The sequence below is a fragment of the Saccharothrix deserti genome, from assembly GCF_009769385.1.
Classification (GTDB): Bacteria; Actinomycetota; Actinomycetes; order Mycobacteriales; family Pseudonocardiaceae; genus Actinosynnema; species Actinosynnema deserti.
Genome location: NZ_VKAB01000035.1, coordinates 1 through 12,500 on the forward strand (window position 1 = coordinate 1; position 12,500 = coordinate 12,500).

The window sequence follows — 12,500 nt, forward strand, 5'->3', positions numbered from 1 at the left end:
CGACGTCGAAGCCTGGATCGACGCCTGGAACGACGACCCCAAGCCCTTCGTCTGGACCAAGACCGCCGACGAGATCCTCGACAACCTTGCTCGGTACTGCCAACGAATCAACGACTCAGGACACTAGAAGTCCTTTAGGACATAGCATGTCCGTGATGACGATGCCGGGGAGAATGCTGCGCCTGCTGTCGCTGATGCAGGGCAGGCGCGACTGGACGGGGCCGGAGCTGGCCGAGCGGCTGGGCGTGACGGACCGGACGGTGCGCCGCGACATCGAACGGCTGCGCGAGCTGGGCTACCCGGTGGACGGCACGACCGGCACGGCGGGCGGCTACCGGCTCGCGTCGGGCCGGAACCTGCCGCCGTTGCTGCTGGACGACGACGAGGCGGTGGCGGTGGCCGTCGACCTGCGCACGGCGGCGGGCGTGAACGGCATCGAGGAGTCGTCCACCAGGGCGTTGGCGAAGCTGGAGCAGGTGTTGCCGGCGCGGTTGCGGCAGCGGATCGGCGCGGTGCGGGACGCGATCGCGGTGATGACGGTGGACGGCCCGGTGTCCGATCCGGCGGCGTTGGGCGTGCTGGCGGCGGCGTGCCGGGACCACGAGGTGGTGGCGTTCACGCACCGCGGCGAGGAGCGCCGGGTCGAGCCGCGCAGCCTGGTGACCGCCTACCGGCGCTGGTACCTGCTGGCGTACGACCCGGCACGGGAGGACTGGCGGACGTTCCGGGTCGACCGGATGGACGCGCCACGCGCCACCGGCCGCCGCTTCACGCCCCGCGAACTGCCCTCCGACCCGGCCGAGTACGTGGCGCGGTCCCTGACCACCGCCCCCTACCGGTTCACCTGCACGGCCACCGTCGACGCGCCCGCCGCGGTCGTCCGGTCGCGGCTGGTGGTGGCGCTGCCGGGCCGGGTGGAGGCGGTCGACGAGCGGACGTGCCGGGTGCGGCTGGGCGCGAACGCGATCGAGCACGTGGCCGCGGACCTGCTGCTGCTCGGCGCGGACTACACGCTCGACGCGTCACCGGAGCTGCTGGCCGCGTTGCGGGAGGTCGGGTCGAGGCTCACCGGTAGGCGTCCTGCCCCACCGGGCGCACCAGGATCTCGTTGACGTCCACTGTCGGCGGCTGGCTCACCGCGTACAGCACGGCGCGCGCCACGTCCTCGGGGGCCAGCTTCGGGTCGGCCATCCGTGACGGCGGGATGCCGCCCGTGTCGGTCAGGCCCGGCTGCACGAGCGTGACGCGGACGCCCGTGCCGACGCACTCGGCGCGGATGGCCTGCGCCAACCCCGTCACCGCCCACTTGGTGGCCGAGTAGAGGCTCCCCGGCCGCACACCCCGGCCGGCCGCCGACCCGGTGAGCACCAGGTGCCCGCCGTGGCGCATCAACGCGGGCATCGCGGCACGCGCGGTGAACGCGGGCCCGCACACGTTGGTCAGCACCATGTCGCTCCACTCGGCGGGCGGCGGGCCGTCGGTCGAGGTGAACGAGGTCGTCACGCTGGTGCCCGCGTTGGCGAACACCACGTCGAGGCTCCCCCACTCCTCCTCGACCCGCCCCATCAGTGCCGCGAGCTGGTCGAACTCCCGCACGTCGCACGAGGCCACCCACACCCGGTCCGGGCCGCCCAACCGGGCCGCGAGCTCGGCCAGCGACGACGTGTCCCGGGCCGTCAGGACCAGCCGGTACCCGGCCTCGGCGGCCAGCCGCGCGGTCGCCGCGCCGATGCCGCGACTGGCCCCCGTGATGAGGAACACCCCTAGTCCCATGCCCGGAGATTACCGCTGGTTAGATCGAATTCACCGGATCGGCGCAACGCCAGAGCCATTCGTGGCGTCGTATGGGTGTATCCACTGATTGGGGGCACATGAACATCAACCGCAGGTTCGCGCTGGGACTGGGCTCGGCGGCGGCGGCGACCGCAGTGCTGGGCGCCGCGACCGGGACGGCGCACGCGCAGACCACCGAGGCGGACTGGGACGCGCTGATCCCGACGACGGCCGACCTGGCCCGCGCGAAGATCGCGTTCAAGTACTCGCTGCACACGGCGCTGGCGGGTGGCACGTGGTCGTCGTACATCGGCGTGGCCAACACCGACGGCGTCATCAAGCCCGCCGTCGAGGTCGAGGCGGACCGCGTCGTCGAGGCGTACAGCGTGAACAAGATCGCGGTCGCGGTGGCCCTGCTGGACAAGGTCGACCGCGGCCTGATCAGCCTCGACCAGCGGGTGGAGGTCACCGACGCCATCGTCATCCGGGACACCGACGGCATCTTCCACCTGGACGGCGGCTACCCGAGCTCGGTGACCGTGGGCCACGCCCTGGCGAACCTGCTCACGGTGTCGGACAACACCGCGGTGCGCCTGTGCGGCCTGGTCGTGCCGGCGGCGGAGCTGAACGAGATCCTGCGTTCGAAGGGCTTCGTGCACACGCAGGTCGTGCCGGTCGCCAACCCGAACCGGTTCTACCTGGGCACCACCACGGCGCGGGAGACGTTCACCATGCTGCGCAGGCTGGCGGCGGGTGAGCTGCTGTCGGCGAAGTCGACCCAGCACCTGTTCACGGTGCTGCGGTCGCTGACCTCGTTCACGGACGGGATCAGGCTCAACCTGTCGTCGGCGGAGCGGCTGAACGTGGCCACGAAGGCCGGTTGGGAGGCGGACGGCCGCAACGAGGCCGGCATCGTGTTCGACGCGAACGGCAAGCCGATCATCACGTACGCGCTGTTCGCGTCCGGCCAGTACAGCGGCAACCAGGCCGCCAACGCGGACAACTACAGCGCCACCCACCCGGCCCTGCGCGCCCGCGCCGCCCTCGGCCGCACGCTGTACGACTCCGTGCTGCGCATCACCGCCAACACCCCGCACACCTACCGCGTCCAGCCGTACCGCCCCGGCAACGGCGGCTGATCACGCTGTTCTAGTAGCACCAACGCTGAAGCCCGCCCCCACGCGCCAGGGGGCGGGCTTCAGCGTGTGCGTAGCGACCTCTCACCCACCAGCGCCACCTCTACGCATCCTCGGCAAATCCGCCGGACAACTCATTCAGAGCATCGAGGGGAAAGCGCGTGAACGACCTGGCCGAGCACGCAGTACCGACCACGATCGAACCGCTGGGCGAGGAGGAGTTCGCCGCGCTGGTGCACGAACTGGCGGCGGACGAGGCCCCACGGCTGTTCGCCGTCGTGGAGGAGTACGGCGAGCGGGAAGGCGCCCGCGTCGCGGGCTACGGCGTGGCCTTCGAGGACCGCGCCGAGGTCGACTCCGTGGAAGGCGGCTTCCACCTCAGCTCCCAGAGCGCCGAAAGGGCACGCACCCTGTTCGAGATCAGCTCCCGGTCGACAGGGACGCGGCGCGCGCACCTGGTGTGGCTCGATGCGGCAACGACGCCTGTCGAACAGTCCAACGCACAGCGACGTATCCAGAGCGCAGGGTGAGCCTCCTGTAGGGCAGGGGGTGATGGCATGACCGACCTGCTGCACCTGCACGCCGATCGGCAGAGTGGGTGTCTGCCGTTGCGCGGGTCCCGCGAGATCCAGGGCAACGTGCTGGCCGCGTTCAACAAGGACCACCAGCAGTTCCGCTTCGTCCGCTTCACCGACGCCAAGGCGGCCCGCACCTGGTTGGCCGCCCTGCTCGGCCACATCGCCGTCACGGCCGACGTGGAGGACTTCAACGAGGCGTTCTCCCTCGCCCGCACGATGTTCGGCAACGACCCGGCCAACATGCGGGCCACGTGGACGAACGTGTCCCTCACCCCTGAGGGCGTCGTCGCGTTGAGCATCAACCCGGACGCGACGGAACAGGACCTCCGCGACCACTTCCCGCACACCGCCGAACAAGCGGCCCCGGCCAACGGCGACACCGGCGACTCGGCGCCGCGGAACTGGCTGTTCGGTCGCGCGGACCAGCACGTCCACGCCGTGGTGACGGTCGCGTCCGACTCGGCGGACCGCCTCGCGAGCACCGGCCAGACCCTGGACCTGCTCGACACCCTCCTCGGCGTCACGGTGGTCCACGAGCAGCAGGGCGACACCCTCCCCGGCAGCCGGCGCGGTCGCGAGCACTTCGGCTACAAGGACGGCATCTCGCAGCCCGGCATCCGGGACTTCCACCAGGAGGACCTGGACAGGCCCGGCCACCGCCTCGGCCACGCGGGCGCGTTGCTGGTCAACCCGGGCGAGTTCGTCTTCGGCCACCCGACCGAGTCCGAACGCCCGAAGGCCGCCGCCTGGCTGACCGACGGCTCGATCCAGGTGATCCGCCGCCTCACCCAGGACGTCGAGGGCTGGAACCGGGCCGTCGAGGACCACGCGAAACGCGCGAACACCGGCCCGGTGGAGATGGGCGCGAAGCTGATCGGCCGCCACAAGGACGGCCGACCGCTCGCCGACACGGGCCTCAACGACTTCGACTACTCCGACGACCCGAGTGGCACGACGACACCGTGCTCGGCGCACATCCGCAAGACCAACCCGAGGTCGTTCACGCACCGGACGCCCCGGCAGCACCGCATCCTGCGCCGGGGCATCCCGTTCGGCCCGACCGACGACGGCGAGTGCGGCCTGGTGTTCGTGGCCCACTGCACGTCGCTGGAGGAGCAGTTCGAGTTCGTCCAGCAGGCGTGGGCGGGCAACCCGGACTTCGCGGCGGGCGAGCGCGGCGCGCCGACGGGCACCGACCCGGTGATCGGCGGCCACGGCCGTGCGACCGTGGCCGGTACCCGTCTGACGTTCGCCCGTTTCGTGCGGACCACCGGTGCGCTGTACGCGCTGGTGCCGTCCGTGAGCACGCTGCGCCTGCTCGCCGCGGGCCGGGAACTGCCCCGTTAAGGGGTGACCGGGAGTCGGTCGTGGCCGCCGTCCACGACCGGCTCCCACCCCGTGGCGTGCCGCGCCACCAGGTCCGCCGCCACCGCGTCGAACGGCCGCGCCCACACCTCCTCGTTGAACACCTCGACCTCGACGTACCCGGTGTACCCGGCGTCGGTGACGAGCGAGGTCAGCCCGACGAGGTCGATGTGCCCGTCACCGGGCAGCCCGCGCCCGAGCAGCACGTCGGCCGGCAGCGGCGTCACCCAGTCGCACACCTGGTAGGAGTGGATGCGCGAGCCGGCCCGCTTCACGTCGACCGCCAGCGCCGGGTCCCACCACACGTGCAGGGCGTCGACGACCACGCCGACGACCGAGTCCGGGTACGGCGAGGCCAACTCCAACGCCTGCCCCAACGTCGACACCACGCCCCGGTCGGCGCAGAACATCGGGTGCATCGGCTCCAACGCCAACCGCACCCCGGCCGAAGCCGCGTACGGCGCCAACACCTCCAACGCCGACGCGACCCGCGCACGGGCGGCCACGAGGTCCCGGTCCGGCACCCCGCCGGGCACCAGCACCAGGCACTGCGCGCCCAGCGCGGCGGTCTCGTCGATCGCCCGCCGGTTGTCGTCCAGCCGCTGGTCCAGCCCGGTGAAGAACCCGCCGCGGCACAGCGACGACACCTCCAGCCCGGCCGACGCCACCAGCGAAGCCGTCCGCTCCAGCCCGTACTCGGCCACCGGGTCGCGCCACAGCCCGACCGCCGGGATCCCGTTCCGCACGCACACCTCGACCACTTCGGGCACGGACGCCCGCTTCACGGTGGCCTGGTTCAGCGACAGCCTCACGTCAGCACGTCCAGCAGTCGTCCCCACCGCGCCGCCGCCAGGTCCGGGTCGGGCAGCAGCCCGGCCAGGTCCGCCAACCGCAGCGCCTCACCGAGGTGCACCACGTCCCGGGCCGACTGCAACCCGCCGACCATGCCGAACGCGTCCTGGAACCCGCCCAGCCAGGCCAGGAACACCACACCGGTCTTGTAGTAGTACGTCGGCGTCCCGAAGAGGTGCCGCGACAACGCCACCGTCGGCGACAGCACCTCGTGGTACCGGACCAGGTCACCGGCGTCCAACGCGCGCAACGCGGTGGACGCGGCCGGCGCGATGGCGTCGAAGATCCCCAGCAGCGCGTCGCTGTACCCGACGGAGTCCCCGGCGATCAGCTCCGGGTAGTTGAAGTCGTCGCCGGTGTAGCACCGCACGCCGGCGGGCAGCGCCCGCCGCAACTCCACCTCGTGCGCGGCGTCCAGCAGCGACACCTTCACCCCGTCCACCTTGTCCGGGTACGCCTTGATCAGGTCCAGGAAGTGCCCGGTCGCCGTGGGGACGTCCGACGAACCCCAGTAGCCCTCCAGCGCCGGGTCGAACGCCGTGCCCAGCCAGTGCAGGATCACCGGCTGGTCGACCTCCTCCAGCAGCGCCCCGTACACCTTCTGGTAGTCCTCGGGCCCACGCGCCGCCGCGGCCAGCTTCCGGCTGCACATCAGGATCGGCTGCGCGCCCGCCTCGACGACGGCCGCCAACTGCTCCCGGTACGCCGTCAACGGGTCCGCGGTGTCGTGGTCGGTGCCGACGCCCGCCGACAACCGGCCGCCGCCGATCGCGGCGCTGCGCCGGATCAGCTCCAACGCCGTGTCCCAGTCCAGGCCCATGCCGCGCTGCGCGGTGTCCATGGCCTCGGCGACGCCGAAACCGTGCTCCCACAACCGCACCCGGTAGGCCAGCGTCGCGTCCCAGTCCAGCACGGCTGGCGCGCCGGGGACGTTGCCGCCGAACGGGTCGGCCACCACGTGCGCCGCCGCGAACGCGACCCGCGACTCGAACGGCCCCTTCTCCCACACCCGCGGCGAACGCAGCCGGTGCTTCCGGAACGCCCCGTCCCGGCCGGGCAACATCACGGAGGTCACGCCGGCACCTCGATCCGCCGACCGGTGCGCGAGGACTCCAGCCCCAGCGCGGCCAACCGCACCGTGCGCACCCCGGAGTGGAAGTCGTGCGAGTACGGCGCACCGACGGCGACGTGCTTCAGGAACTCCTCCCACTGCACCATGAACCCGTTGTCGAACACCTCGTTGTCCGGCACTTCCTGCCACTGCGACCGGAAGTCGATGGACGACGGCACGTCCGGGTCCCACACCGGCTTGGGCGTGATCGCCCGGGACTGCACCTTGCAGTTGCGCAGCCCGGCCACCGCGCTGCCCAGCGTGCCGTCCACGTGGAACTCGACCAGCTCGTCGCGGTTCACCCGCGTCGCCCACGACGAGTTCACCTGCGCCACCACGCCGCCGGCCATCTCGAAGATCGCGTACGCCGCGTCGTCCGCCGTCGCCGCGTACGGCGCGCCGTTCTCGTCCACCCGCTCCGGGATGTGCGTGACGGCCCGCGCGGTCACCGCCTCGATCGGCCCGAGCAGCCCTTCCAGCAGGTAGCTCCAGTGGCAGAACATGTCCACCACGATGCCGCCGCCGTCCTCGGCGCGGTAGTTCCACGACGGCCGCTGCGCGCTCTGCCAGTCGCCCTCGAACACCCAGTAGCCGAACTCGCCGCGCACCGACAGCACCCGGCCGAAGAACCCGCCGTCCAGCAGCCGCCTCAGCTTGCGGATGCCCGGCAGGTACAGCTTGTCCGCGACCACGCCGTGCTTGACGCCCGCCGCGTCGGCGTGCCGGGCCAGGCCCTGCACCTCCTCGGGGGTCGCCGCGACCGGCTTCTCGCTGTAGACGTGCTTGCCCGCGTCGATCGCCTTGGTCAACGCGGCCACGTGCGCCGAGGTGACCTGCCCGTCGAAGTAGACGGAGACATCCGGGTCGCCCAGCGCGGCGTCCAGGTCCGTGGTCCAGCGCGGCAGGTCGTGCCGCTCCGCGATCTCCTTCAGCTTGGCGGCGTTGCGGCCGACCAGCAGCGGCTCGGGGACCAGCACGTCGTCGCCGATCCTGACCCCGCCGCGCTCGCGGATGGCCAGGATCGACCGGACCAGGTGCTGCCGGTACCCCATCCGCCCCGTGACCCCGTTCAACGCGACGCCGATCGTGCGCACCGCCATGCGTACACCCCGCTCAAGTGATGTGGAAAGCGCTTTCCAACACGCTACGGTCGGCTCCTCCGGGACGTCAACACCCCGGCGGACTACTCTCCCCGACCAGGACGGGCGAAGGAGGCGGCGTTGGCGTCGCGGCAGGTCACGCTGGCGGAAGTGGCGAAGCTCGCGGGTGTGTCACTCGCGACCGCGTCGCGCGTGCTCAACGGCAGCACCCGGCAGGTGAGCGAAGAGCTGCGCGAACGGGTGCTCGGCACCGCGCGCGAGCTCGGCTACCTGCCCAACGCGTCGGCACAGGCGCTGGCCCGCAACTCCAGCGTGCTGGTGGGCCTCGTGGTGCACGACATCGCGGACCCCTACTTCTCCAGCATCGCCGCCGGTGTGACGAGGATCGCGGAGCACGCGGGCCTCGTCGTGGTGCTCGGCACCACCGGCCGCGACCCGCGCCGCGAGGTGGAGCTGGTCAACACGCTGCGCGCGCACCGGGCCCGCGCCGTGGTGATCGCGGGCAGCCGGACCACCGACCGGCACGCATCGCAGCGGCTCGCGGAGGAGATCACCGCGTTCACCGCGCAGGGCGGCCGGGTGGCGTGCGTCTCACAGGCCAAGCTCGGCGCGGACACCGTGGTGCCCTCGAACCGGGCCGGCGCGCGGGCGCTGGCCCGTCAGCTCGCCGCGCTCGGCCACCGCAAGTTCGCCGTGCTGGGCGGTCCGCCGGACCTGCTGGTGGCGCGCGACCGGGTGTCCGGGTTCAAGGCCGGCCTGGCCGACGCGGGCCTGGCGCTGCCCGACGCGAACATCATCGGCAGCGACTTCACCCGCGACGGCGGCTACGCGGCGGTGGCCGACCTGATCGCCGCGCGCACCGGCGCGACCTGCGTGTTCGTCGTCAACGACGTGATGGCGATGGGTGCGATGGCGGCGCTGCGGGAACACGGGCTGCGGGTGCCGCAGGACGTCTCGGTGGCCGGGTTCGACGACATCCCCACCCTGCGCGACCTGGTGCCGGCGCTGAGCACGGTGCGGCTGCCGTTGGAGGACATGGGCGAGCGGGCGGCACGGCTGGTGCTGGACGACGTGGCGGACGGCCCGCGCACGGTCCGGGTGGCGGGCGAGGTCGTGCTGCGGGCCAGCACTTCGTCGCCCAGCGGTACCGGACTGCGCTGACCGGCGGTTACGCTCTAAACTGGACCCCGTTCGACCACCCCTCACGAGGAGTGATCCCTTCCGTGCGCGACGCGCAGTCCCCGGGCTGCAGTACCGAGCCGGGTCCGATACCCGGCTGCCAGCCCCGCCCGACCCGCCGTAGGCGGGTCCGATGACCATCCTTCTCAGCGTTCTCGGCCTCGGCGCCGTGGTGGTCCTCACCATCGGCACGTTCATCGCGGTCGCCGCCGAGTTCTCCCTGACCGCGCTGGAGCGCAGCACCGTCGAGTCGCACGTCGCCCAGGTCGGCGACGCCAAGGCGCGGCGGGTGGAGAAGGCACACCGGTCGCTGTCGTTCCAGCTGTCCGGCGCCCAGTTGGCGATCACCATCACCACGCTGATCACCGGCTACATCGCCGAACCCGCCATCGCCGAGCTCGTCTCACCCGGGCTGACCGGCCTGGGCGTGCCGGAGTCGGCGGCCGGGCCGATCGCGCTGACCATCGCGTTGGCGCTGGCCACGGCCCTGTCGATGGTGTTCGGCGAGCTGGTGCCGAAGAACCTCGCCATCGCCAGGCCGCTGCAGACCGCACGGGCCGTCGCGGGCGTGCAGGCCGGGTTCTCCGCCGTGTTCCGGTGGCTGATCACCGGCCTGAACGGCACCGCGAACTGGCTCGTGCGCAGGCTCGGCGTGGAGCCCGCCGAGGAACTGGCGTCGGCCCGGTCGCCGCAGGAGCTGGGCGCGTTGATCCGCTCCAGCGCCGAGCACGGCACCATCGACCCCGGCACCGCGACCCTGCTGGACCGCTCGCTGCGGTTCGGCGACCGCACCGCCGAGGAGCTGATGACGCCGCGCGTGCGGGTCGAGTCGCTGCGCGCGGACGCGACCGTGCTGGACCTGGTGGCGAAGGCGCAAAAGACAGGCTTCTCCCGGTTCCCGGTGTACCACGGCGACCTGGACGAGGTGCGCGGCATCGTGCACGTCAAGCAGGCGTTCGGGGTGCCCCGGTCGCAGCGGGCGACCACGCCGGTGTCGGCGCTGACCAGGCCGGTGCAGACGGTGCCCGCGACGTTGGAGGGCGACGCGCTGCTGGACCGGCTGCGCGCCTCCGGCCTGCAGACCGCGCTGGTCGTGGACGAGTACGGCGGCACGGCGGGCCTGGTCACGTTGGAGGACATCGTCGAGGAGATCGTCGGCGACGTGCGCGACGAGCACGACCGCCGGGAGACGTCGCCGGTGCGGCGGCTGGGCGGCGAGGCGTGGCTGGTGTCCGGGCTGCTGCGGGACGACGAGGTCGCCGAGGCGACCGGGTTCCGGATGCCCGAGGGCGATTACGAGACCGTGGCGGGCCTGGTGCTGGCGCGGTTGGGTCGCATCCCCGACGCGGGTGACGAGATCCGGGTGGACGACTGGCGGATCACCGTGGTGCAGATGGACCGGCACCGGGTGGCCGAGCTGCGGGTGGCCCGGGTCGATCCCGCGGTCGACGCGTCGGGGGTGTCGCGGTGAGCGTCCTGGTGATCATGTTGCTGTTGGCGGGCAACGCGTTCTTCGTCGGCGCCGAGTTCGCCATCATCACCGCCCGCCGCGACCGGCTGGAGGCGCTGGCCGAGCAGGGCAGCACCCGGGCCCGCACGGTGATCAAGGCGGGCCGCGAGCTGCCGCTGCTGATCGCGGGCGCGCAGCTCGGCATCACGCTGTGCTCGCTGGGCCTGGGCGCGCTGGGCGAGCCGGCGGTGGCGGCGGTGCTGGAGGCACCGTTCCACGGCATCGGCGTGCCGGACGCGGTGCTGCACGGTGTGGCGTTCGCGTTGGCGCTGATCATCGTGGTGGCGCTGCACACCGTGCTGGGCGAGATGGTGCCGAAGAACCTGGCCATCGCCGGGCCGGAGCGCACCGCGCTGCTGCTGGTGCCCGCGCACCTGTGGTTCTGCCGCCTGGTCGCGCCGCTGCTGCGCGGGTTCACCGTGGCGTCGACGGCGGTGCTGCGGCTCGTGGGCGTGACGCCGAGGGACGAGTTGGAGTCCGCGTACACCCGGGACGAGCTGGCCCTGCTGATCGGGCAGTCGCGGCAGGAGGGCCTGCTGGAGGACTCCGAGCACCGGCGGCTGGCGCAGACCCTGTCGTCGGCCGAGCGGACCGTGGCGGACGTGCTGGTGCCGTTGGAGCGGATCACGTCGGTGTCCGTGCGGCCCACCATGGGCGAGGTGGAGGCCGCCGTGTCGGCCACCGGCTTCTCCCGCTTCCCGGTGCGCGAGGACGACCGGCTGATCGGGTACCTGCACGTCAAGGACGTGCTGGACCTGGCGGACGCGGACCCGTCGACGCGGGTGCCGCCGAACCGGGTGCGCGGCCTGCCGCAGGTGTCGGTGGACGCGAGCCTGGACGACGCGGTGGCGGCGCTGCGGCGTTCGCAGAGCCACCTGGCGCAGGCCGTGTCCGCCGATGGTGTCGTGCACGGCGTGGTGGCGTTGGAGGACCTGGTCGAGGAGTACGTCGGCACGGTCCGCGACGGCACCCACGTCCGTCGCGAGCTGTGACCGGGGTGGTGCGGGTGTCGTGATTCCGACACCCGCACCACCGTCGTCCGCCTAGGGGCGTCGCCAGGACATCATGACGCCGGCCGCACAGCGGGCAGGCCGACCAGCTCCCGTTCCCGGTCGGTGGGCCTCTCCTGGGCGGACACCGCCAGCGGCGGCACGCTGACCAGCTCCAGGTCCTGGTCGGCGGCGCGGTCGAGGGCCGCCACGATCCACGCCTCGAAATCGGCGTTGGCGGCCATCGCGGCCCGCCGCCACCGGTCCACCGCCTCGGTGTCCGCGCTGACCCGCGGCATCACCGCGCGGAACACCTTCGAGCCGGGGTCGCGGCTGTCCCGCAGCGCCCGCCGCAGCGCCGTCCGCGACCAGCCTTCCCGTTCCGCGAGGTCCAGCCACTTGTCCTGCTCCTCGGGCGGCAGCGCCGCGACCTCCGCGTGGTGCTGGAACGGCAGCCCCGGACGGCGCCGGGACGCCTCGAACTTGCGCGCGATCCACGCGTAGTTGCGCAGCGTCTGGTAGTCGAGCCCCACAGCTTCGACCGCCCGCCGGTACCGGTCCGTGTACTTGTCCTGGCCGAAGACGAGCCAGTCGCCCAGGTACCACGCCGAGGAGCTGGCGATGCGCGAGATCCGCTGCCCCGCCTGCTCCCACGTCTCGAACGTGACGTCCCGCGGGAACGCCAGCCCCACCGGCGTGGTGAGGATCCGGCCTTCGGCCGCGCCGACGGGACGTCGGCGTTGCACCGCTTTCACCTTGTCCACTTGCTCCCCCTGATCCGCTTTGGATGTCATTGCTACCGCAGGGGCCTCACACACCGGTCAACTTCCGCTCACACCCGTGAACCCGATCGGGCCCGTCGGTGGACAACAGGCGACCGCCCTTCACCCGGGAACAGCCGGAAAGG

Annotated in this window: 12 protein-coding genes and 1 pseudogene; 8 read left to right on the forward strand and 5 right to left on the reverse strand. The window is 72.3% G+C overall.

What is annotated here, in order from left to right; genetic code table 11:
- Together FM051_RS50165 and FM051_RS39000 are read left to right on the forward strand one after the other, a co-directional pair.
- Window positions 1-127, forward strand: a pseudogene (locus FM051_RS50165) (IS630 family transposase); the annotation flags it as partial.
- Window positions 128-146: 19 nt separating this feature from the next.
- A complete protein-coding gene (locus tag FM051_RS39000) occupies window positions 147-1,112 on the forward strand; it encodes a helix-turn-helix transcriptional regulator (RefSeq protein ID WP_238412966.1) in 966 nt (321 codons plus the stop codon).
- Here the strand turns inward: FM051_RS39000 and FM051_RS39005 are convergent.
- Window positions 1,066-1,773, reverse strand: a complete 708-nt coding sequence (locus FM051_RS39005; protein ID WP_158852156.1) for an SDR family oxidoreductase — start codon at window positions 1,771-1,773, stop codon at window positions 1,066-1,068. The two genes, FM051_RS39000 and FM051_RS39005, sit on opposite strands and share 47 nt — an antisense overlap.
- Window positions 1,774-1,871: 98 nt before the next feature.
- On the opposite strand from FM051_RS39005, the gene FM051_RS39010 reads away from it, so the two are divergent.
- The 3 genes from FM051_RS39010 (at window position 1,872) to FM051_RS39020 (ending at window position 4,834) form a co-directional block, all read left to right on the forward strand.
- Window positions 1,872-2,912: a serine hydrolase gene (locus tag FM051_RS39010; RefSeq protein ID WP_158852157.1), complete on the forward strand. Its 1,041-nt coding sequence runs from the start codon at window positions 1,872-1,874 to the stop codon at window positions 2,910-2,912.
- Window positions 2,913-3,070: 158 nt separating this feature from the next.
- The gene (locus tag FM051_RS39015) at window positions 3,071-3,439 is read left to right on the forward strand and encodes a hypothetical protein (RefSeq protein ID WP_158852158.1); all 369 of its coding nucleotides are present in this window, start codon (window positions 3,071-3,073) and stop codon (window positions 3,437-3,439) included.
- Window positions 3,440-3,466: 27 nt separating this feature from the next.
- Complete coding sequence (locus tag FM051_RS39020) at window positions 3,467-4,834, forward strand: Dyp-type peroxidase (RefSeq protein ID WP_158852159.1); 1,368 nt, start codon at window positions 3,467-3,469, stop codon at window positions 4,832-4,834.
- Here the strand turns inward: FM051_RS39020 and FM051_RS39025 are convergent.
- The 3 genes from FM051_RS39025 to FM051_RS39035 are packed head-to-tail and all read right to left on the reverse strand — an operon-like array spanning window position 4,831 to window position 7,915.
- Window positions 4,831-5,664, reverse strand: coding sequence for a sugar phosphate isomerase/epimerase family protein (locus FM051_RS39025; protein ID WP_238412967.1), 834 nt, complete (start codon window positions 5,662-5,664; stop codon window positions 4,831-4,833). The two genes, FM051_RS39020 and FM051_RS39025, sit on opposite strands and share 4 nt — an antisense overlap.
- On the reverse strand, window positions 5,661-6,779 hold the full coding sequence (locus FM051_RS39030; RefSeq protein WP_238412968.1) for a dihydrodipicolinate synthase family protein: 1,119 nt from the start codon (window positions 6,777-6,779) through the stop codon (window positions 5,661-5,663). Before FM051_RS39030 ends, FM051_RS39025 begins: the two co-directional genes overlap by 4 nt.
- Window positions 6,776-7,915: a Gfo/Idh/MocA family protein gene (locus tag FM051_RS39035; RefSeq protein ID WP_158852161.1), complete on the reverse strand. Its 1,140-nt coding sequence runs from the start codon at window positions 7,913-7,915 to the stop codon at window positions 6,776-6,778. Before FM051_RS39035 ends, FM051_RS39030 begins: the two co-directional genes overlap by 4 nt.
- A 120-nt stretch (window positions 7,916-8,035) precedes the next feature.
- Here FM051_RS39035 and FM051_RS39040 point away from each other — a divergent pair, with 120 nt between their 5' ends.
- The 3 genes from FM051_RS39040 (at window position 8,036) to FM051_RS39050 (ending at window position 11,596) form a co-directional block, all read left to right on the forward strand.
- Window positions 8,036-9,076, forward strand: coding sequence for a LacI family DNA-binding transcriptional regulator (locus FM051_RS39040; RefSeq protein ID WP_158852162.1), 1,041 nt, complete (start codon window positions 8,036-8,038; stop codon window positions 9,074-9,076).
- A 151-nt stretch (window positions 9,077-9,227) separates the two neighbouring features.
- The gene (locus tag FM051_RS39045) at window positions 9,228-10,565 is read left to right on the forward strand and encodes a hemolysin family protein (protein ID WP_158852163.1); all 1,338 of its coding nucleotides are present in this window, start codon (window positions 9,228-9,230) and stop codon (window positions 10,563-10,565) included.
- Between the two features lie 14 nt (window positions 10,566-10,579).
- On the forward strand, window positions 10,580-11,596 hold the full coding sequence (locus tag FM051_RS39050) for a hemolysin family protein (protein WP_158852245.1): 1,017 nt from the start codon (window positions 10,580-10,582) through the stop codon (window positions 11,594-11,596).
- Between the two features lie 71 nt (window positions 11,597-11,667).
- Here FM051_RS39050 and FM051_RS39055 read toward each other — a convergent pair whose 3' ends face one another.
- A complete protein-coding gene (locus FM051_RS39055; protein WP_274383861.1) occupies window positions 11,668-12,357 on the reverse strand; it encodes an LmbU family transcriptional regulator in 690 nt (229 codons plus the stop codon).
- Window positions 12,358-12,500 lie beyond the last annotated feature (143 nt).

What these genes read in the sequence shown, in the direction of transcription:
- FM051_RS39000 (WP_238412966.1), top strand. Translation starts at nt 147, where the DNA reads ATGTCCGTGATGACGATGCCGGGGAGAATGCTGCGCCTGCTGTCGCTG.
- FM051_RS39005 (WP_158852156.1), bottom strand. Translation starts at nt 1,773, where the DNA reads ATGGGACTAGGGGTGTTCCTCATCACGGGGGCCAGTCGCGGCATCGGC.
- FM051_RS39010 (WP_158852157.1), top strand. Translation starts at nt 1,872, where the DNA reads ATGAACATCAACCGCAGGTTCGCGCTGGGACTGGGCTCGGCGGCGGCG.
- FM051_RS39020 (WP_158852159.1), top strand. Translation starts at nt 3,467, where the DNA reads ATGACCGACCTGCTGCACCTGCACGCCGATCGGCAGAGTGGGTGTCTG.
- FM051_RS39035 (WP_158852161.1), bottom strand. Translation starts at nt 7,915, where the DNA reads ATGGCGGTGCGCACGATCGGCGTCGCGTTGAACGGGGTCACGGGGCGG.
- FM051_RS39045 (WP_158852163.1), top strand. Translation starts at nt 9,228, where the DNA reads ATGACCATCCTTCTCAGCGTTCTCGGCCTCGGCGCCGTGGTGGTCCTC.
- FM051_RS39050 (WP_158852245.1), top strand. Translation starts at nt 10,580, where the DNA reads ATGTTGCTGTTGGCGGGCAACGCGTTCTTCGTCGGCGCCGAGTTCGCC.